The sequence below is a fragment of the Nonomuraea sp. NPDC050394 genome (assembly GCF_044459065.1).
Taxonomy (GTDB): Bacteria; Actinomycetota; Actinomycetes; order Streptosporangiales; family Streptosporangiaceae; genus Nonomuraea.
In genome coordinates this window covers 529734-549827 of the sequence record NZ_JBITIO010000004.1, presented here as the reverse complement: position 1 = coordinate 549827, position 20094 = coordinate 529734, and the positions used below count along the sequence as shown (strand labels likewise).

The following is a 20094-nucleotide window of genomic DNA, read 5'->3' as shown; positions in this document are numbered from 1 at the left end:
AAGGGTGGCCTGGGAATGGAGATGGAGAAGAAGACGAGCGCCGTCGACTATGCCGACTTCGCCGAGTACGACCGGCGACAGCGCGGCATCGAACGCCACGTTCTCGCGGCCTTCCTCGGAGGGCTGGCCGTCGGCCTTCTCGGCATGTTCGTCGTCGAGAACGCGCCGGCCCTGCTCTCCGACCTGTACGACCCGTACGTCTACCTCGCGCTGACCATCGCGCTCGGCGCCACGAGCAGCGGGTTCGGATGGGCGCTGCTGACCACGTTCCTGGCGACCGTCTCGTCGCTGGTGGCCGCCATGGGCGGCAGCGCGCTCCAGGGCCGCTTCAACATCGACGTCGTGGGCGGCGGACCCGTCGCGCTGAACGTTCTGCTCGTGCTGCTCGTGGGCCTGGGCATGCTCGGCTACCTCACCCGCAGGAACGACCTCTGGGGCGACCTGGCCACCGGCGGCATCGGCGCCCTGGTGCTGGCCGACGTCATCGACCGGGCGACGCCCGGGTTCCTCGACACCGAGGCCACGTTCTGGCCGGTCCCGGCCGTGGTCGTGGGCGTGCTGACCGTCATGGCCGTGCTGTGGCTGCGCCGTACCACCGTGGGACGGCTGCGCGCGCTGGGGGTCACGGCCGTGCTGGCGGGGCTCTTCGCGTTGTTCGTGACCTGAGTGTGAAGGCGCCGGGGCGGCAAGCCCGCGCGGTGCGGCCCCCCGAGTCGATAGCCTGTAGTCCTTCACTTCCGGGTTCGAGCAAGGAGTAGCCGTGTTGCTGCGCATGTCGTCGTTGTTTCTTCGCACCCTGCGGGACGACCCGGCAGACGCGGAAGTCCCGAGCCACAAGCTCCTGGTCCGCGCCGGCTACGTCCGCCGCGTCGCGCCCGGCATCTACTCCTGGCTGCCCCTGGGCATGCACGTGCTCAAGAACGTCGAGTCGGTCGTCCGCGACGAGATGAACAAGATGGGCGGGCAGGAGGTCCTCTTCCCCGCGCTGCTGCCCCGGGAGTACTACGAGGCCACCGGCCGCTGGACCGAGTACGGTGACACGCTCTTCCGCCTCAAGGACCGCAAGGGCGCCGACTACCTGCTCGGTCCCACCCACGAGGAGCTCTTCGCCGACATGGTGAAGGGCGAGTACGCCTCCTACAAGGACTACCCGGTCACGCTCTACCAGATCCAGACGAAGTACCGCGACGAGGCCCGCCCGCGCGCCGGCATCCTGCGCGGCAGGGAGTTCCTGATGAAGGACTCCTACAGCTTCGACCTCGACGACGACGGCCTCAAGCGCTCCTACGAGCAGCACCGCGAGGCCTACATCAAGCTGTTCGACCGGCTCGGCATCCAGTACAAGATCGTCTTCGCCACCTCCGGCGCCATGGGCGGCTCGGCCTCCGAGGAGTTCCTGGCCCCCACGCCCACCGGCGAGGACACCTTCGTCGCCTGCCACTCCTGCGGCTACGCCGCCAACGCCGAGGCCGTCACCACCCCCGCGCCCGCCGCGCGCCCGGTGGCGGAGGCCGGCGCCCAGCAGGTGCTCGACACCCCCGGCACCCCCACGATCGAGACCCTCGTCGACCACGTCAACACGGTCCACGGCCTGTCGATCACCGCCGCCGACACCCTCAAGAACGTCGTCGTCAAGGTCACCACGCCCGGTTCCGACAAGGTCGAGACGCTCATCGTCGGCATCCCCGGCGACCGCGAGGTCGACTTCAAGCGCCTGGAGGCCGCGCTGGCCCCCGGCGAGCCGGCGATCTTCGAGTTCGAGGACTTCGCCAAGCACCCCGGCCTGGTCCGCGGCTACATCGGCCCGCAGGTCCTGAAGGACCTCGGCATCCGCTACCTGGTCGACCCCCGCGTCGTCACCGGCACCGCCTGGGTCACCGGCGCCAACGAGCCCGGCAAGCACGCCGTCAACGTCGTCGCCGGCCGCGACTTCACCCCCGACGGCACCATCGAGGCCGCCGAGGTACGCGCCGGCGACGCCTGCCCGCGCTGCGGCGGCGAGCTGTCGATCGACCGCGGCATCGAGATCGGCCACATCTTCCAGCTCGGCCGCAAGTACGCCGACGCCGCCGGCCTCGACGCCCTCGGCCCCGACGGCAAGCCCATCCGCATCACCATGGGCTCCTACGGCGTCGGCGTCTCCCGCGCTGTCGCCGTCATCGCCGAGCAGGCCCACGACCAGCTCGGCCTGGTCTGGCCGCGCGAGGTGGCTCCCGCCGACGTGCACATCGTCGGCACCGGCAAGGAGAACCAGATCGAGGTCGCCCTGCGACTGGCGGAAGAACTGACCGCCAAGGGCCTGCGCGTCCTGGTCGACGACCGGGCGGGGGTGTCGCCCGGCGTCAAGTTCAAGGACGCGGAGCTGCTGGGCATGCCGACGATCCTGGTGATCGGCCGCGGCCTTTCTTCCGGCGTGGTGGAACTGCGCGACCGCGTCTCCGGCACCAAGGAAGAGATCCCCCTCGACGAGGCGGGCGCCCGCATCCTCGCCGCCTGCTCCTGACCGTCACGCTCCGGAACTCTCCTCACCCGGTCGCTCGTTATCAGGGCGTAACCGATCCCGAGGAGGGTTCCATGGGCTGGCACTACCGGAAGTCCATCAAGGTAGGCCCCTTCCGCATCAACCTCTCGCGCCACGGTGTCGGCCACAGCTTCGGCAACCGCCGCTTCCACATCCAGACGACCCCCGACGGGCGCCGGCACCTCTCTGTCCGCCTGCCCGGTGGGCTGCACGTGACCAAGACCCTGGGGCGCGGCCGTACCCGCCACTACCGCTACTGACCGAGGTGGCTCGCGGACATCCTGCCGGTGGTGAAGGACGAGCCGCTCTCACCACTCCCCGGGCTCTTGGTCATCCTGGGCTGGTGGTGGGGGAAGGGGCCGGCTTGGGCGGGGCGGGCATGCCGGGGAACGCCGGCACCGAGGGGCGGAAGCCGTGGGAGCGGGTCACCGACTCCTGCATGGCCAGGGCCGCGTACCGGCGCAGGGCAGCGTCCTCGCAGGCGGCCAGCTCCAGATAGGTCGCGGTGATGCCCTGCTCCACGTGTACCGCCAGGCGGATCGCCTCCGTGGCATTGCCGGGCGTCACGGGCAGCGCGTAGGAGGGCTCGGGCTCGGCCGGGGCGCCCCGGCGGGCGGTGATGAGGCCGCGTAGCTGGTCGCGGCGGGCCCGGTGGCCGTCGAACGCCGACGTCACCCTGGCCCGCAGCGCGCCCGTCGTCCTCGCTCCGATCAGGCCGTAGGCGTAGACCGCCGCGTGCTCGGCCGCCAGTGCCTTGCGGAGCCGTTCCAGATCCGTGGCGGCTCCCCGGCGCCGCTCGGCGCCGGATGTCTCCGTGGAAGGGGTCATAGGGACCTCGGCAGCGACAGGACGTGCAGGGCCTCGCAGGCGCCGATGCTGGCGATCAGCTGGGAGAGGGCGGGTGAGGCGTCGGCGAGCTGGCGCGGGCGCAGGGCGGCGGCCTTGCGTTCCACGTCGCGCAGCCGCGTCAGGGAGACCTTCGGCGGAGGCGACGGCGGGGTGGTCGGCGGGTTGGTGGGGAGCTTGCCCGCGTCGGGAAAACGGCGGCGCAGCTCGGCGAGGTGGGCCCGGTGGCGTTCACGGAAGGGCGTCAGCTTCTCGCCACCGGCGGTGATCAGCGTGGTGTAGAGGCCGATCGTGCGCTCCTTGTCGGCGATCAGCTCGCGCGCCAGGACGTGCTCCGGATCCTCCGGCCTGGGGGTCGTGGCCTCCGGGGCGCCCGAGCCGCTGCACCCTGCCAGGGCCGCCGCGCCCGCGAGATTCGCCCCGCCCGCGAGAACGGCACGGCGGGACAGTGGACGGCGCACGGGTGAGACCTCCGGGAAACAGGACGCAGACAGCATCGTACGGGCTCGCGCCCGCGATCGCTGCCACCGGCGGCTCGCCACCCGAGCGTGCCGAGTGGCGCTCTTTTCGGGCCCTGGTACGGATAGGGTGTCAACTGTCGTCGCTGGCAGTGCTGCCATGGACGCCGACAGCCGACGGCGAGGTACGCCCGGCTGGAAACATGACAATAGGGGAGGTCGATATGGGCAGCGCATCATCCCGCGACCACCTGATGAAGCTCCTTGAGCCCGTCGTCGCCGCGGAGGGTCTCGATCTGGAGGACGTCACGGTCACGACGGCCGGCAAGCGCCGGCTGCTGCGCGTGGTCGTCGACCGCGACGGCGGCGTGAGCCTCGACGACGTAGCGGAGGTGAGCCAGGCCGTCTCCACCGCCCTCGACGAGGACGATGCGATGGGCGGATCCGCCTACACGCTCGAGGTGTCCTCTCCGGGCGTCGACCGGCCGCTGACGGAGCCGCGCCACTGGCGCCGCGCGGCCAGGCGGCTGGTGAAGGCGGAGCTGCGCGACGGCTCCATCGTGGAGGGCCGGGTGCTGACCGCCGACGACGCCGGCGTCGACCTCTCCGTTGACGGCGCCGAGCGCCGGCTCGACTATCAGGACCTCACCCGCGGACGGGTGCAGGTGGAATTCCGCCGTCTGGACGACGAAGACCCAGACGGCGACGAGGGCTAAGGGGGAAGCCTCGTGGACATCGACATGAGCGTCCTGCGCAGCCTGGAGCGGGAGAAGGACATCTCCTTCGACCTGGTGGTCAAGGCGATCGAGGACGCGCTGCTGATCGCCTACTTCCGCACCGACGGCGCGGCCCAGAAGGCACGGGCCGAACTCGACCGGCAGACCGGCCACGTCAGCATCTGGGCGGCGGAGCTCGACGAGGAGGGCGAGGTCGTCCGGGAGTTCGACGACACCCCGGGCAACTTCAGCCGCATCGCGGCGACGACCGCCAAGCAGGTGATCCTGCAGCAGCTGCGCGACGCCGAGGACGAGATCAACTTCGGCGAGTTCGCCAGCCGGGAGGGCGAGCTGGTCTCCGGCGTCATCCAGCAGGGCAAGGATCCCCGCGTCGTGCTGGTCGACCTGGGCAAGATCGAGGCCGTGCTCCCGCACAACGAGCAGGTCCCGGGCGAGGACTACGTGCACGGCGAGCGCATCCGCGCCTACGTCGTGCAGGTGAAGAAGGGGCACAAGGGGCCGTCGGTCTCGCTGTCGCGTACGCACCCCGGGCTGGTGAAGAAGCTGTTCGCGCTGGAGGTGCCCGAGATCGCCGACGGCACGGTGGAGATCGCCGCCGTGGCCAGGGAGGCGGGGCACCGTACCAAGATCGCGGTGCGCTCGCGCAAGGCGGGCGTCAACGCCAAGGGCGCCTGCATCGGGCCGATGGGCTCGCGGGTGCGCAACGTGATGACGGAGCTCCACGGCGAGAAGATCGACATCATCGACTGGTCGGAGGACCCCGCGGAGTTCGTGGGGAATGCCCTGTCGCCCGCCCGTGTTTCCAACGTTGAGGTTCTGGATCTCCAGGGGAGGGTCGCGCGCGTCATCGTGCCCGACTACCAGCTCTCGCTGGCCATCGGCAAGGAAGGGCAGAATGCCCGGCTCGCCGCCCGCCTCACGGGATGGCGGATCGACATCCGCTCCGACGCACAGGCAGAGGATGCCGCCGGTTCCGTAGATGCGTCAACACGGTAAGCTGGAATATGGTGGCCTGGCAGCCCCGCAGAGAACATGTGTGGGCTGCAGGGTTCGCACGGCTAAGTCCGAGCTGCTCCGATTGGTGCTGGTTGAGGATCAGATAGTCCCCGACCTGCGAGGACGGCTTCCCGGACGGGGTGCATCGCTGCATCCCGACCCAAGCTGTCTGGAGCTTGCCGAGCGTCGCCGAGCGTTTCCGCGCGCGTTCCGCGTGCCGGGGCCGCTTGACGTCTCGCGTGTGCGGGCGCACCTGGAAGAGGAGAACCACGAAATGTCATGTAGGACGCCGAGTTGATGGGCGGAGTCAGATTGCTATGAGCGCCTGATGAGCACGCGGCGATGAAGACGTCAAGGTAGCGACGGTCCGGACGGCACAGCCAGCCTCCCGGGCCGAGTAAGGGAGTGCAGTGGCGAAGGTCCGGGTATACGAGCTCGCTAAGGAGTTCGGCGTCGAGAGCAAGGTCGTCATGGCCAAGCTCCAGGAGATGGGGGAGTTCGTCCGTTCGGCGTCCTCCACCATCGAGGCGCCGGTGGTCCGCAGGCTCACCGAAGCTCTGGGCGCATCGAAGGGTGGGTCCAGTAAGGGCGGCGGTTCGTCGTCCAACAAGCCGCAGCCGCCAAGGGCTGCTCCTCGGCCGGCTGACAGCCAAGCCGGCAACGGCGCCGAGTCGCCGATTCCATCCGCCCCGCGTCCGGGGCCCAAGCCTGGTCCGGCTCCCAAGCCGGGCCCGCGCCCTGGTCCGGTTCCGATGCCGCACCAGCCGCAGCCCGAAGCTCCGCGCTCCGAGGCTCCGCAGGCGCATTTCGACAGTGGCACCAGTGCCTCGAGCGCCCCGAGTGCTCCGAGCACCCCGAGCGGGCCCTCCGGCTCGCGGCCGGCTCCCGGCCCGCGCCCCGGTCCCGCCGCCCGTCCCGGGCCCGGCGGGCCGAAGCCCGGTCCCGCGTCCCGCCCCGGTGGATCCGGCGGCGAGCGCGGTGGCGAGCGTCCGTCCGGTGGTGACCGTCAGTCCGGCGGTGACCGTCAGTCCGGCCCGCGCCCCGGCGCGCAGTCCGGCGGTGGCCCGCGTCCGGGCCCCGGTGGACCCAAGCCGGGTCCGCGTGGCCCGCGTCCCGGGAACAACCCGTTCTCGTCCAACGCCAGCGGCATGGGCCAGTCCCGTCCGCCGCGTCCCGGTGGCGACCGCCCCGGCCGCGACGGTGGCCAGGGTGGTCCGCGCGACCGTCGTGACGGTCCGCCGCGCGACGGCGCCGGTCCGCGTCCGCCGCAGGGCCGTCCCGGTCCCGCGGGTACCGCGGGTCCGCGTCCCGGCCCGCCCGGTGCGGCCGGTCCGCGTCCGGGTCCCGGCGCCGGTGGCCCGCGTCCCGGTGGTCCGCGTCCCAACCCGATGATGATGCCGCAGGGTCGTCCCGCCGGTCCCGGTGGTGGCGGCGGTGGCGGTGGCGGTCGTCCCGGTGGCGGCGGCGGTCGTCCCGGCGGCGGTGGCGGCGGTGGCGGTCGTCCTGGTGGCGGCGGCGGTCGTCCCGGTGGCGGCGGCGGTTTCGCCGGTCGTCCCGGTGGTGGCGGCGGCGCCGGTCCGCGCACGGGCACCGGTGGTCCCGGTGGCGGTGGCGGCGGTTTCGCCGGTCGTCCCGGTGGCGGTGGTCGCGGTCGTGGTGGCGGCACCGCCGGCGCCTTCGGCCGTCCCGGTGGCCGTCCCACGCGTGGCCGCAAGTCCAAGCGGCAGAGGCGCCAGGAGTTCGACAACATGTCGGCGCCGGCGATCGGCGGCGTGCAGGTCGCTCGTGGCAACGGTGCGACGATCCGCCTTCCGCGCGGTGCGTCGCTGTCCGACTTCGCCGACCGCATCGGCGCGAACCCCGCCTCGCTCGTGCAGATCATGCTGCACCTGGGCGAGATGGTGACCGCGACGCAGTCGGTCAACGAGGACGCCCTGCAGCTTCTGGGCCAGGAACTGGACTACGACATCCAGGTCGTCAGCCCGGAGGAGGAGGATCGCGAGATCCTCGAGGCCTTCGACATCGAGTTCGGCGAGGACGAGGGCGACGAGGCCGACCTGGCCGCGCGTCCGCCCGTCGTGACCGTCATGGGTCACGTCGACCACGGTAAGACGAAGCTGCTCGACGCCATCCGCAAGACCAACATGGTGGCCCGCGAGGCCGGTGGCATCACCCAGCACATCGGTGCCTACCAGGTCGGCGCGACGCACGAGGGCGAAGACCGGAAGATCACCTTCATCGACACCCCGGGTCACGAGGCGTTCACCGCCATGCGTGCCCGTGGTGCCAAGGCCACCGACATCGCGGTGCTGGTGGTCGCGGCCGACGACGGTGTGAAGCCGCAGACCATCGAGGCGCTCAACCACGCCCAGGCGGCGGACGTGCCGATCGTGGTCGCGGTCAACAAGGTCGACAAGGAGGGCGCCGACCCCAACAAGGTCCGTGCCCAGCTCACCGAGTACGGCCTGGTGGCGGAGGAGTACGGCGGCTCGACGCTGTTCGTGGACATCTCCGCCAAGAACGGCACCGGGATCGACCAGCTCCTCGAGGCGATCATCCTGACCGCCGACGCCGAGCTCGACCTGCGCGCCAACCCGACGATGGACGCTCAGGGCATCGCGATCGAAGCGCACCTCGACAAGGGGCGCGGTCCGGTGGCGACCGTCCTGGTCCAGCGCGGCACGCTGCGCGTCGGCGACTCCATCGTCTGCGGCGAGGCCTTCGGCCGCGTCCGGGCGCTGCTCGACGACAACATGGAGCCGGTCGAAGAGGCCGACCCGTCGCGTCCGGTCCTGGTCATGGGTCTGACGGCCGTGCCGAGCGCCGGTGACAACTTCATCGTGGTCACCGACGACCGGATGGCTCGCCAGATCGCCCAGCAGCGCGCCGCGCGCAAGCGCAGCGCCGACATGGCCAAGTCCTCGCGCCGCCGTTCCCTCGAAGAGCTCTTCAGCGACCTTGAGAAGGGTCGCGTCGACGAGCTCAAGCTCATCATCAAGGGTGACGTGTCCGGTTCGGTGGAGGCCCTGGAAGACGCCCTGCTCAAGATCGACGTTGGCGACGAGGTCAGGCTCCGTGTCCTGCACCGCGCCGTCGGCGCCATCACCGAGTACGACGTCAACCTGGCCGTGGCCGACGACAACGCGGTCATCATCGGCTTCAACGTCCGGCCTGAGCCCCGGGCGCGCGACCTCGCCGAGCGCGAGGGCGTCGACATCCGCTACTACTCGGTCATCTACCAGGCGATCGAGGAGATCGAAGCGGCACTCAAGGGCATGCTCAAGCCCGAGTTCGAAGAGGTGCAGATGGGCACCGCCGAAGTCCGCGAGGTCTTCAAGGTGCCGAAGATCGGCAACGTCGCCGGTTCGCTGGTCCGTTCGGGCGTCATCGTCCGCAACAGCAAGGCCAGGATCATCCGCGACGGTGTCGTGGTCGCCGACAACCTCACGGTGTCGTCGCTGCGCCGCTTCAAGGACGACGCGACCGAGGTCCGCGAGGGCTTCGAGTGCGGTATCGGTGTCGGCTACAACGACATCAAGCTCGACGACGTCATCGAGACGTTCGAGATGCGGGAGAAGCCGCGCGTGTAACACGCGGCCGGGCGCCCGGCGGACCATCCGCCGGGCGCCTCTCGCGCGCCCGGCGGGCTTTTCCACCGCAGCGGAGCCGGACGCGCGTTCTGAACTCGAGCGAAGCGGTGGTTGCCAACGATGTATGTGGGTGCTCTGACCCTGGACATCCTGCTCGGCGACGTACGTTCGCTGAAGCAGAAGCGATCTGTCGTGCGGCCCCTGGTCGCCGAGGTTCTGCGGCGCTACCCCAGTGCCGCCGCGGCCGAGACCGGCCACCTCGACCTGCACCGGCGCGCGGAGATCGGCATCGCCGTCGTCTCCGCCTCCGCCGGCAACTGCAAAGAGGTGCTGGACGCCTGCGAACGGCTGGTGGCCTACCGCCCTGAGATCGAGCTGCTGTCCGCCCGGCAGCGGATCTACAACGACGAAGAGTAAGACAAAGGGGGACTGACATGGTCGACGCCGCACGAGCGCGTAAGCTCGCCGACCGCATCCAGCAGATCGTCGCCGAGATGCTGGAGCGGCGGATCAAGGACCCACGCCTCGGCTTCGTGACCGTGACCGACACGCGGATCACCGCCGACCTGCGCGAGGCCACGGTCTTCTACACGGTCTTCGGCTCCGAGGCCGAGCGGGCCGACAGCGCCGCCGCGCTGGAGAGCGCCAAGGGCATCATCCGCTCGGAGGTCGGCAAGCAGACCGGCGTGCGCTTCACGCCGACGCTGACGTTCAAGCACGACCCGCTGCCCGACAGCGCCCGTCAGCTCGACGACCTCATCAACGCCGCCCGTGCCAAGGACCAGGAACTGGCCCGCCAGGCCGAGAACGCCGCCTACGCCGGCGAACCCGACCCCTACAAGAAGCCCGACGCGGAGGACGAGGAAGAGGACGAACCCTCTGGCCGCGCAGGGCACCCGACGACATGACGCCCGACGTGCGTGACCGGACGGACCGCCCGGGGGCCCCGCCCCCGGCCGCTCCTCCTCCCGATGACGGTACGGCGGAGCGTCCCGGTCACCAGGCCGTGGGGGAGACGGCCTGGACCCGGGTGCTCACGCTCATCGAGCAGGCCGACGAGGTGGCTCTGGCCTGCCACGTCTCGCCCGACGGAGACGCGCTCGGCTCGATGCTGGCCGTCGGCGCCGTGCTGCGTTCGCTGGGCAAGAAGGTCGTGGCCTCCTTCGGCGACCGGCGGTTCTCGGTGCCGCGGCTGCTGCGCTTCCTGCCCGGCCAGGACCTGCTGGTGCCGCCCGCCGCCTTCCCCGCCGAGCCCGAGCTGATGATCACGTTCGACTCGTCCACGCTCGACCGGCTCGGGCTGCTGTCCGTCAACGCGGGCAAGGCGCGTGAGGTCGTGGTGATCGACCATCACCCGTCCAACACCGGGTTCGGCACGGTCAGCCTCATCGACCCCGACGTGGCGGCGACCGCCGTACTGGCCGAGCAGCTCATCTACCGGCTCGGTGGCACGCTCGACCGCGACGTGGCGACCTGCCTGTATGCCGGGCTGGTGACCGACACCGGCTCCTTCCGCCACTCCTCGACCACCCCGGCCGCGCACGAGATGGCGGCCAGGCTCGTGGCGACCGGGCTGCGGACCGACGAGATCGCGCGGGAACTGTGGGACCGCTCGCCGTTCGGCTATCTCAAGGTGCTCGCGGCCGCCCTCGACCGGGTCACGCTGGAGGACGGGCTGGTCTGGACGTCGGTCACCCACCTCGACCGGGCCTCGTACGGCCTGCCGTACGAGGAGGTGGAGGCCATCATCGACGTGATCAGGCGCACCGACGAGGCCGAGGTCGCGGTCGTGCTCAAGGAGGACGACCTCGGGGCCTGGCAGGTGTCGACGCGCTCGAAGGGCGCGGTGGACGTGGCGGCGATCTGCACGGCGCTGGGCGGCGGCGGCCACCGCAGCGCGGCCGGCTTCACCTCCCACGACAGCGTCGAGACGACCATGAACAGGATCCGGGCACTACTTCCGAGGAAGGTTTGATGGCCGAGAGCGGCTTGATCATCGTGGACAAGCCGGCCGAGTGGACCTCGCACGACGTCGTCGGCAAGCTGCGCCGGATCGCCGGCACCCGGCGGGTCGGCCACGCGGGCACGCTGGACCCGATGGCGACGGGCGTGCTGGTGATCGGCGTGGAGAAGGCGACGCGGCTGCTGGGACACCTGGCGCTGACCGAGAAGGTCTACGAGGCGACGATCCGGCTGGGCGCCACGACCAACACCGACGACGCCGAGGGCGAGGTGCTGACCACGGCGCCGGCCGCCGGGGTGGCCCAGGAGGCGGTGCTGGCCGGGGTAGCGGCGCTGAGCGGGCCGATCATGCAGGTGCCGCCGCAGGTCAGCGCGATCAAGGTGAACGGCGAGCGGGCCTACAAGCGGGCACGGGCTGGTGAGGACGTGGAGCTGAAGGCGCGGCCGGTGACGGTGCACGCGTTCGAGGTGACCGGGGTGCGGTACTCGGGTGACGTCGTGGACGTCGATGCCACGGTGCGGTGCTCGTCCGGGACCTACATTCGCTCGCTGGCCCGGGATCTGGGCGCCGGTCTCGGGGTAGGCGGGCATCTCACGTATCTGCGCCGTACCCGGGTGGGGCCGTACGACCTGTCTCTGGCGCGCACGGTTGAGCAGTTGGCGGAGAAGTGTGTGGTGCTGCCGATCGGGGAGGCGGTTTCCGCTGCCTTTCCTCGCATGGATGTAACGGCTGAGCAGGCTCGGGTGATCTCGCACGGGGGGCGGCTGGCTTCCGCGGGGCTGGGGGCCGGGCCGATCGGGGTGTTCGGGCCGGACGGGGAACTGCTCGCGTTGGTGGAGGAGCAGGGCCGCAGCGCCAAGCCCCTCGCCGTCTTCGCCTGACGGGGCTAGGAGGGCTTTCTGGCGATCAGGATGTCGCGGACGATGGCCTGGTCGACCCAGTGTTCGAAGTCGGGAAATTTCTGGACTTCCAGGCCGCTGGCGTCCAGGATCGCGGCCAGGTCGTCGCGGGTTCCGCCGTAGGTGTTCCAGGAGATGCCCATCGCGCCCCCGGGCTTCAGCAGTTCGGCCCAGACCGGCACTGCCTTGCGGATCAGCTCCAGCGGGCTCCTGGACAATCCGCCGCCACCGCTGCGGCTGCCGTGCTGCACGCCGTACGGGGCATCCGTGGCGATGACGTCGAACGTGCGGGGCTTGAAGAAGTCGCGCCCGCGCAGCGTGTCGGCGCCGACCACGCCCACCCGCTGCGTGTCGCCGCCCTTGAACGCCTCCTTGGTCGCCGCGAACGAGACGTTGAACCGGCGCCCGATCAGCGCGCGTTCGCGCCGGACCGGCACCGTCTCGGCGGTGTGCTTGAGCCGCCGGTCGCGCAGCCACTTTTTCAGGAACCCTGAGTACGCCTCGAAGTCCTTGGTGTCCAGGTCCATGCCGTAGGCGTCGTAGCCGTACATGAGCGCCTGGTTGAGGGTGGTGCCGCGCCCGCACATCGGGTCGAACACCGACAGATGCCCGTCGAGCGCGAAGTCGGAGGCGAGCACGGTCACGTTCAGCAGGAGCTTGGTGAAGTGCTCGTTGGTCTTGCCCGCGTACTTCTGGATGGTGATCAGGTCGCTGCTCAGCCGGTCGAGCGGCGTCACGGTCAGCGGGCGCAGCAGATCGCCCTCCATGCCGAACAGCGCGTAGGCCGACGACAGGTTCGACAGCAGTGCCACGTCGCCCCCGGACAGGGGCGCGGCGGTCTCGAAGCAGATGTACGGCACGCCGCCGACGACCGCCTCCTCCACCCCCGACACCTGGCCCTCCAGCGCCCGGAGCCCGAAGACCTCCAGCTCGGATCGGGTCAGACGGACGGAGGCCTCACCGTAGACCCGGTTGAAGGCAGGCAGGATCAGCAGTGCGTATCGAGGCATGGTGCGAACGATGTTACCCCTCGATTGCCGGTGGTCCCGGCGGGCATGGCAGGCTTGTCGCTGACCGAAGTCGTCACGGGAGTCACGGGATACGAATGGGGCCGGGCGTGCAGCGTTCTGGAGGGTCCGTCGTCACGATCGGCGTGTTCGACGGCGTGCACCGCGGGCACCGGCGGGTGGTTTCACGGGCCGTCGAGGTCGCCGAGGAGCGCGGCCTGCGCTCGGTCGCCCTGACCTTCGAGCCGCACCCGGCGGAAGTGGTCAGGCCGGGCTCGCATCCGCCCCGGCTCACGAGCGCGCGTCGTCGTGCCGAGTTGCTGACCGGGCTCGGCGTGGACGCGGTGGAGGTGCTGGAGTTCTCGCTGGACGTCTCGCGGCTGACCCCGGCCGACTTCGCCGAGCAGGTGCTGGCCGACCGGCTGCGGGCGGCGGGCGTCGTGGTGGGGGCGAACTTCGCGTTCGGCCACAAGGCGGCGGGTGATGTGGAGACGCTCCGGGCACTCGGCGAGAAGTACGATTTTTCGGTAGAAGTCGTGCCGCTGGTGGAAGGCGTCAGCTCGACCGCGATCAGGGAGCTGCTGGCCGGCGGCGACGCCGTCACCGCCGCCCACGAGCTCGGGCGGCCCCACGGGGTGGAGGGCGTGGTGGTGCGCGGGTACCAGCGCGGGCGCCAGCTCGGCTTCCCCACCGCCAACGTGGAGACCCCGCCGCACACCGCCATCCCCGCCGACGGCGTGTACGCGGGCTGGCTGCAGTGCGTGGCCGTGGGGAACCTGCCCGCGTTGTACGAGGGCTGCCGCTGGCCGGCCGCCATCTCGGTGGGCACCAACCCGACCTTCGAGGGCGTGCCGCGTACCGTCGAGGCGTACGCGCTGGACCGCGACGACCTTGAGCTCTACGGCGCGCACGTCGCGGTCGACTTCGCGGCCAGGTTGCGCGGCAACACCAAGTTCGACTCCATCGAGGCGCTGGTCGCGCAGATCCACGCCGACGTGGACGAAGCCCGCAGGCTCACGGCCTGACCTTGGCACTTCGTCGACCGCCTGTGAGATCACGCGGAGTACGCACACCGTCAACTGGTGGTAGCCTGTGGTGTCGGCTCTGTATCGGCGGCGCCTCGCGCTGCCTGGAGAGGCCTTCGCTGCGGCGACTGTAGGCACGCACGGTCGTTCGCATCATTCGAACCATTCACCGCGTGTCCGTAGATTGAAGGAGAGCCGTGTCCCTCGACACCGCTGCCAAGAAGGCAATCATCGCCGAGTACGCGACCATTGAGGGCGACACCGGGTCGCCCGAGGTGCAGATCGCGCTGCTCAGCAAGCGCATCAGCGAGCTCACCGAGCACCTGAAGACGCACAAGCACGACCACCACAGCCGTCGTGGCCTGCTTCTGCTCGTCGGTCGCCGGCGCCGCCTGCTGAAGTACCTGCAGAACACCGACATCCAGCGCTACCGTTCGCTCATCGAGCGGCTCGGCCTGCGTCGATAGAGTGGTGAGGGAGCGGCCGAGCGGCCGCTCCCTTCTCATATCGGACCCGGCGCGTCGCGCCGAGCCGGACAACTGAATATCAGAGACACTGAGAGCCCCCGCGTCCGTCAAGCACCATGCGACCCGCGACGCCTGCGGGCCGGTCCTCGGTAGTGGCTTCCGGTCAAGAACCGGGCGCTTCGATCGAAGACCGGCGCTGCACCTAACGAGGGTGCCGGTGAGAAAGAGGGCGCGGGAGACCGACCGAACAAGGAGGTCCCCCGTGGAGGGTGTCCACACCGCTGAAGCCGTCATAGACAACGGCGCATTCGGCACGCGCACGATCCGGTTCGAGACCGGCCGCCTCGCGCGTCAGGCGGCGGGTTCCGCCGTCGCCTATCTCGACAACGACACGATGGTCCTGTCCGCGACCACCGCGTCGAAGAATCCCAAGGACAATCTCGACTTCTTCCCGCTGACGGTGGACGTCGAGGAGCGCATGTACGCCGCGGGCCGCATCCCCGGCTCGTTCTTCCGGCGTGAGGGCCGTCCGTCCGAGGACGCCATCCTCACCTGCCGCCTGATCGACCGGCCGCTGCGCCCGTCGTTCGTCAAGGGCCTGCGCAACGAGATCCAGGTCGTCGCGACCATCCTGGCGCTCAACCCCGAGCACCTGTACGACGTGGTGGCCATCAACGCCGCCTCGCTGTCCACCCAGCTGGCCGGGCTGCCCTTCTCCGGTCCGATCGGCGGCGTGCGCGTCGCGCTGATCGACGGCCAGTGGGTCGGCTTCCCGACGCACCACGAGCTGGAGCGGGCCACGTTCGACATGGTCGTCGCGGGCCGCGTGCTCGACGACGGCGATGTCGCGATCATGATGGTCGAGGCCGAGTCCACCAAGGACACGCTGAAGCTGGTCGCCGAAGGCGCCGTCGGGCCCAACGAGGAGACCATCGCGCAGGGCCTGGACGCCTCCAAGCCGTTCATCAAGGTGCTGTGCGAGGCGCAGAACAAGATCGCCAAGGTTGCCGCCAAGGCGACCGCGGAGTACCCCGTCTTCCTCGACTACCAGGAAGACGCCTACACCGCCGTCGAGGGCGCCATCAAGAGCGAGCTGGCCTCCGCGCTCACCATCGCCGGCAAGCAGGAGCGCGAGCTCGAGCTCGACCGGGTCAAGGGCATCATGGTCGAGAAGCTCGCCGAGGCCTTCGAGGGCCGCGAGAAGGAGCTGTCGGCCGCCTACCGCTCGCTCATGAAGAAGCTCATGCGCGAGCGTGTCGTCAAGGACGGCATCCGCATCGACGGCCGCGGCACCAAGGACATCCGCGCGCTGTCGGCCGAGGTCCACGTGATCCCGCGGGTGCACGGCTCGGCGCTGTTCGAGCGCGGCGAGACCCAGATCATGGGCATCACCACGCTGAACATGCTGCGCATGGAGCAGGTCATCGACACGCTCAACCCCGAGCGGACCAAGCGCTACATGCACAACTACAACTTCCCGCCCTACTCCACCGGTGAGACCGGCCGCGTGGGCTCGCCCAAGCGCCGCGAGATCGGCCACGGCGCGCTCGCCGAGCGGGCGCTCATCCCGGTCCTGCCGGCCCGCGAGGAGTTCCCCTACGCGATCCGCCAGGTCTCCGAGGCGCTGGGCTCCAACGGCTCCACCTCGATGGGTTCGGTCTGCGCCTCCACGATGTCGCTGCTCGACGCCGGTGTGCCGCTGCGCGAGATGGTCGCGGGCATCGCGATGGGCCTCATCGGCGAGGGTGACACCTACGTCACGCTGACCGACATCCTCGGCGCGGAAGACGCCATGGGCGACATGGACTTCAAGGTCGCCGGCACCAAGGACGTCATCACCGCCCTGCAGCTCGACACCAAGCTCGACGGCATCCCCGCCTCCGTGCTGGCCGCCGCGCTCAAGCAGGCCAAGGGCGCCCGCCTGGCCATCCTCGACGTGATGCAGGAGGCGATCGACTCCCCGGCGGAGATGAACGCCACCGCGCCGCGCATCATCACGATCAAGGTCCCCGTGGACAAGATCGGCGAGGTCATCGGCCCGAAGGGCAAGATGATCAACCAGATCCAGGACGACACGGGCGCCGAGATCACCATCGAGGACGACGGCACGATCTACATCGGCGCCACCGACGGGCCCTCGGCCGAGGCCGCCCGTTCGGCGATCAACGCCATCGCCAACCCGCACATGCCCGAGGTGGGCGAGCGTTACCTGGGCACGGTCGTCAAGATCGCCGCCTTCGGCGCGTTCATCTCGCTCATGCCGGGCAAGGACGGCCTCCTGCACGTCTCGCAGATCCGCAAGCTCCACGGGGGCAAGCGCATCGAGAACGTCGAGGACGTCATGAGCGTCGGAGAGAAGATCCAGGTCGAGATCGCCGAGATCGACGGCCGGGGCAAGCTGTCCCTGGTCCCGGTCGAGGTCATCGAGAAGGAGGCCGCGGAGAAGGCCGAGGGTGGCGGCGGCTCCGACGACGCGGCTCCCGCCGAGTCGGCCGGCGACTCCGACGAGCGGCCCCGGGAGGACAAGCCCCGCCGTACCCGCACCAGGACCCGCACCGCCCCTCGCAACGGTGAGGACGACAGAAACTCGTGACGACGACCACGCTGCATCCCGGTAAGGACGGTGCCGGGGTAGTCCAGCGCACCGTCCTCCCCGGTGGGCTGCGCGTGGTGACCGAGACCATGCCGACCGTGCGTTCCGTCGCGGTCGGCATGTGGGTCGGCATCGGCTCGCGTGACGAGGCCCCCGAGCACACCGGGGCGACCCACTTCCTTGAGCACCTGCTGTTCAAGGGCACGCCCACCCGTGACGCCATGGAGATCTCGGCGTCCATCGAGGGCATCGGCGGGGAGATCAACGCCTTCACCGCCAAGGAGTACACGTGCTACTACGCGCGGGTGCTCGACGAAGACCTGCCGCTCGCGGTCGACGTGCTCTCCGACGTGGTGACCAGCTCGCTGATCACCGCCGACGACGTCGAGTCCGAGCGCGGGGTCATCCTCGAAGAGATCGCCATGCACGACGACGACCCGTCGGACGTGGTGCACGAGCAGTTCTCCGCCGCCCTGTACGGCGACTCGCCGATCGGCCGCCCGATCCTGGGCACGGTCGACTCGATCAACGCCCTGGGCCGGGAGCGCATCCTCGAGTACTACCAGCGCTACTACCGCCCCATGCGCACCGTCGTCTCGGTGGCGGGCAACGTCCGCCACGAGCACGTGGTGGAGCTGGTGGCCCGTGCCTACGAACGGGCCGGTGCCCTCGGCGGCTCGCTGGAGTGCGCACCGCCGCGCACCAGCGGCCCCGGCGCGGCGACCCGCTCCGAGGTACGCGTGATCGACCGTCCGACCGAGCAGGCCAACCTGGTCCTCGGCACGACGGGCATGTCCCGCACCGACGACCGCCGCTTCGCTCTGGGCGTGCTCAACGCCGCGCTGGGCGGCGGCATGTCGTCGCGCCTGTTCCAGGAGATCAGGGAGAAGCGCGGGCTGGCCTACTCGGCGTACTCCTACACGTCGGCGTACGCCGACACCGGCCAGTTCGGGATCTACGTGGGCTGCCTGCCCTCGAAGATCGACGACGTGCTCCAGATCTGCCGCGACGAGGTGGCCCGCGTGATCGACGAGGGCCTGACGCCTGAGGAGATCATCAGGGGCAAGGGCCAGATGCGTGGCGGTCTGGTTCTCGGCCTGGAGGACACCGGCTCCCGGATGTCCCGGATCGGCAAGAACGAACTGGTCTACGACGAGCTCATGTCGGTGGACGAGGTGCTGAAGCGCATCGACGCGGTGAGCCCGGAGGAGATCTCCTCGGTGGCCGCCGACGTCCTGAAGCGCCCCCTGACGCTGGCGGTCATCGGCCCGTACGGCGACAAGGACTTCGCCCGGGCCATCGCCTGACCAACCTCCGAAGCCCCGCACGGCCCTCTCCGGGCAGTGCGGGGCTTCGTTATTCGGCTGTACGGCGCGCACCGCCGGAACCGGGCATCAAGCGGGCACGGGCCCCCGAGGCGCCGAGAGGTTGGGCGGTGGAGTTCGGCGCCTTCTCAGGTGGCCGGGACGAGGCACGGTGGCTGGTCAACGGGGCCGTTGCGGTGGGGACCACGTCCGACGTGAGAAGCGACCCCACGATCGGCGCCCGCCCGCGACGGCGGGTGGCGTGGGGGCGGCTTGCCGTAACGGATAGCTGGATAGGGTGGGGCTGTGATGAGAGTTGCGGTATTGGGCGCGCGCGGGCGGGTGGGCGTCGAGGTGTGCAGGGCCGTCGAGGCGGCCAGTGACATGGAGCTCGTCGCCGCCGTGGATCAGGGCGATGACATCGAGAACCTGACCGGTGCCGAGGTGGTGGTGGACTTCACCCACCCGGACGTGGTCATGGGCAACCTCGAATGGTGCATCTCCCACGGCGTGCATCCGGTGGTGGGGACGACCGGGTTCGACGAGGACCGGCTGGCCACGGTCAGGGGCTGGCTGGAGCGCTTTCCGGGCACCAACTGCCTGATCGCGCCCAACTTCGGCATCGCGGCCGTGCTGATGATGCACTTCGCCCAGCAGGCCGCCCGCTACTTCGAGTCGGTCGAGATCGTCGAGCTGCACCACCCGAACAAGGCCGACGCGCCGTCGGGCACCGCGCGCCGTACCGCGGAGCTGGTCGCGCAGGCGCGGGCGAAGGCGGGGCTGTCCGGCATGCCCGACGCGACCAGCACCTCGCTGGACGGCGCGCGCGGCGCCGACGTGGACGGCGTGCACGTCCACTCGGTACGCCTGGCCGGCCTGATCGCCCACCAGGAGGTCCTCCTGGGCGGTGACGGCGAGATCCTCACGATCCGCCACGACACGATGAACCGCGCCGCCTTCACCCCGGGCGTCCTGCTGGGCGTCCGCCGGGTCCGCGAGCTGCCCGGCCTGACCGTCGGCCTGGAGCCCCTGCTCGATCTCTGACCTCGAAGACCCGGGGAAGAGAGGCACACGGCGCGCCCGGGTGAATGCGGGCGCGCCGTGTGGAGGGGGTTCCCGGCTCCGCACAAGCCGGGTACACGATCATCACATTAAACGCATGCGACACATCGTCGTGGAACATGAGACCGTGTCGGCATGGTGCGATGGGCCGAATCCGGGGAACTTTCCCGGCTGATCGAGGTGGAGCAGGCGGCCGACGGGTTGTTTCTGCAGGTGGGGATCGAGTTCCCGCCGGGGACGACGATGGTCGAGGAGGTCGCCGACGTCGGCACCGTACTGGTGGAGGGCGAGCCGGCGGCGGGGTTCGCGATGTTCGGGTGGATTGACGGGAACGTGCACCTGGACCAGCTCGCGGTGCATCCCGGCCAGATGCGGCAGGGGATCGGCGGGCGGCTGGTGCGGGCGGTGCTCGATCACGCGCGGGCGGCGGGCGCGCCGGCGGTGACGCTGACGACGTTCCGCGACGTGCCGTGGAACGCGCCCTGGTACGAGCGGCACGGGTTCACGGTCCTGCCCGAGCGGGAGTGGGGGCCGGAGGTGCGCAAGGTCGTGGAGCACGAGCGGGAGCTGGGGATCGAGGTCGCGCCCCGGGTGGTGATGCGCGCCGACCTGGGCCGATAGCCTGG

The 20094-nt window shown here is 70.3% G+C and carries 20 protein-coding genes; 17 read left to right on the top strand and 3 right to left on the bottom strand.

Annotated features, from left to right (window positions below):
• The first annotated feature begins 15 nt into the window (after positions 1-15).
• The 3 genes from ACIBKY_RS20045 (at position 16) to ACIBKY_RS20035 (ending at position 2781) form a co-directional block, all read left to right on the top strand.
• Positions 16-666: a hypothetical protein gene (locus tag ACIBKY_RS20045; protein WP_397098135.1), complete on the top strand. Its 651-nt coding sequence runs from the start codon at positions 16-18 to the stop codon at positions 664-666.
• Between the two features lie 94 nt (positions 667-760).
• Positions 761-2503: a proline--tRNA ligase gene (locus ACIBKY_RS20040; protein ID WP_397098134.1), complete on the top strand. Its 1743-nt coding sequence runs from the start codon at positions 761-763 to the stop codon at positions 2501-2503.
• 71 nt (positions 2504-2574) lie between these two features.
• The gene (locus ACIBKY_RS20035) at positions 2575-2781 is read left to right on the top strand and encodes a DUF4236 domain-containing protein (RefSeq protein WP_184967012.1); all 207 of its coding nucleotides are present in this window, start codon (positions 2575-2577) and stop codon (positions 2779-2781) included.
• 70 nt (positions 2782-2851) lie between these two features.
• Here the strand turns inward: ACIBKY_RS20035 and ACIBKY_RS20030 are convergent, their stop codons facing one another.
• Both ACIBKY_RS20030 and ACIBKY_RS20025 read right to left on the bottom strand, forming a co-directional pair.
• Positions 2852-3349: a ferritin-like domain-containing protein gene (locus ACIBKY_RS20030; RefSeq protein WP_397098133.1), complete on the bottom strand. Its 498-nt coding sequence runs from the start codon at positions 3347-3349 to the stop codon at positions 2852-2854.
• Positions 3346-3828: a hypothetical protein gene (locus ACIBKY_RS20025; protein ID WP_397098132.1), complete on the bottom strand. Its 483-nt coding sequence runs from the start codon at positions 3826-3828 to the stop codon at positions 3346-3348. The genes ACIBKY_RS20030 and ACIBKY_RS20025 overlap by 4 nt, the downstream gene beginning before the upstream one ends.
• Before the next feature lie 221 nt (positions 3829-4049).
• Between ACIBKY_RS20025 and rimP the strand changes: the two genes are divergently transcribed.
• The 8 genes from rimP (at position 4050) to truB (ending at position 11992) form a co-directional block, all read left to right on the top strand.
• Complete coding sequence (gene rimP, locus ACIBKY_RS20020; RefSeq protein ID WP_397098131.1) at positions 4050-4541, top strand: ribosome maturation factor RimP; 492 nt, start codon at positions 4050-4052, stop codon at positions 4539-4541.
• A gap of 12 nt (positions 4542-4553) precedes the next feature.
• The gene (nusA, locus tag ACIBKY_RS20015) at positions 4554-5558 is read left to right on the top strand and encodes a transcription termination factor NusA (protein ID WP_397098130.1); all 1005 of its coding nucleotides are present in this window, start codon (positions 4554-4556) and stop codon (positions 5556-5558) included.
• On the top strand, positions 5542-5856 hold the full coding sequence (locus ACIBKY_RS20010; protein WP_397098129.1) for a YlxR family protein: 315 nt from the start codon (positions 5542-5544) through the stop codon (positions 5854-5856). Before nusA ends, ACIBKY_RS20010 begins: the two co-directional genes overlap by 17 nt.
• 112 nt (positions 5857-5968) lie before the next feature.
• The gene (gene infB / locus ACIBKY_RS20005; RefSeq protein ID WP_397098128.1) at positions 5969-9148 is read left to right on the top strand and encodes a translation initiation factor IF-2; all 3180 of its coding nucleotides are present in this window, start codon (positions 5969-5971) and stop codon (positions 9146-9148) included.
• A 120-nt stretch (positions 9149-9268) separates the two neighbouring features.
• The gene (locus tag ACIBKY_RS20000; protein ID WP_379618095.1) at positions 9269-9565 is read left to right on the top strand and encodes a DUF503 domain-containing protein; all 297 of its coding nucleotides are present in this window, start codon (positions 9269-9271) and stop codon (positions 9563-9565) included.
• Between the two features lie 17 nt (positions 9566-9582).
• Positions 9583-10056, top strand: a complete 474-nt coding sequence (gene rbfA / locus ACIBKY_RS19995; protein WP_379618097.1) for a 30S ribosome-binding factor RbfA — start codon at positions 9583-9585, stop codon at positions 10054-10056.
• An 8-nt stretch (positions 10057-10064) separates the two neighbouring features.
• On the top strand, positions 10065-11123 hold the full coding sequence (locus tag ACIBKY_RS19990; RefSeq protein WP_397098127.1) for a bifunctional oligoribonuclease/PAP phosphatase NrnA: 1059 nt from the start codon (positions 10065-10067) through the stop codon (positions 11121-11123).
• Positions 11123-11992, top strand: coding sequence for a tRNA pseudouridine(55) synthase TruB (gene truB / locus ACIBKY_RS19985; protein WP_397098126.1), 870 nt, complete (start codon positions 11123-11125; stop codon positions 11990-11992). The genes ACIBKY_RS19990 and truB overlap by 1 nt, the downstream gene beginning before the upstream one ends.
• A 5-nt stretch (positions 11993-11997) precedes the next feature.
• Here the strand turns inward: truB and ACIBKY_RS19980 are convergent, their stop codons facing one another.
• Positions 11998-13020: a TRM11 family SAM-dependent methyltransferase gene (locus tag ACIBKY_RS19980; protein ID WP_397098125.1), complete on the bottom strand. Its 1023-nt coding sequence runs from the start codon at positions 13018-13020 to the stop codon at positions 11998-12000.
• A gap of 95 nt (positions 13021-13115) precedes the next feature.
• Here ACIBKY_RS19980 and ACIBKY_RS19975 point away from each other — a divergent pair, with 95 nt between their 5' ends.
• The 6 genes from ACIBKY_RS19975 (at position 13116) to ACIBKY_RS19950 (ending at position 20089) form a co-directional block, all read left to right on the top strand.
• Positions 13116-14042 (top strand): bifunctional riboflavin kinase/FAD synthetase, encoded by a 927-nt coding sequence (locus ACIBKY_RS19975; RefSeq protein WP_397098124.1) that lies wholly within the window; start codon positions 13116-13118, stop codon positions 14040-14042.
• A 197-nt stretch (positions 14043-14239) separates the two neighbouring features.
• Positions 14240-14509: a 30S ribosomal protein S15 gene (gene rpsO / locus ACIBKY_RS19970; protein WP_184966993.1), complete on the top strand. Its 270-nt coding sequence runs from the start codon at positions 14240-14242 to the stop codon at positions 14507-14509.
• Between the two features lie 262 nt (positions 14510-14771).
• A complete protein-coding gene (locus tag ACIBKY_RS19965) occupies positions 14772-17102 on the top strand; it encodes a polyribonucleotide nucleotidyltransferase (protein ID WP_397098123.1) in 2331 nt (776 codons plus the stop codon).
• Positions 17099-18409, top strand: coding sequence for a M16 family metallopeptidase (locus ACIBKY_RS19960; protein WP_397098122.1), 1311 nt, complete (start codon positions 17099-17101; stop codon positions 18407-18409). Before ACIBKY_RS19965 ends, ACIBKY_RS19960 begins: the two co-directional genes overlap by 4 nt.
• A gap of 306 nt (positions 18410-18715) precedes the next feature.
• The gene (gene dapB / locus ACIBKY_RS19955) at positions 18716-19450 is read left to right on the top strand and encodes a 4-hydroxy-tetrahydrodipicolinate reductase (protein ID WP_397098121.1); all 735 of its coding nucleotides are present in this window, start codon (positions 18716-18718) and stop codon (positions 19448-19450) included.
• Positions 19451-19603: 153 nt separating this feature from the next.
• A complete protein-coding gene (locus ACIBKY_RS19950; protein WP_397098120.1) occupies positions 19604-20089 on the top strand; it encodes a GNAT family N-acetyltransferase in 486 nt (161 codons plus the stop codon).
• The last annotated feature ends 5 nt before the right edge of the window (positions 20090-20094 follow it).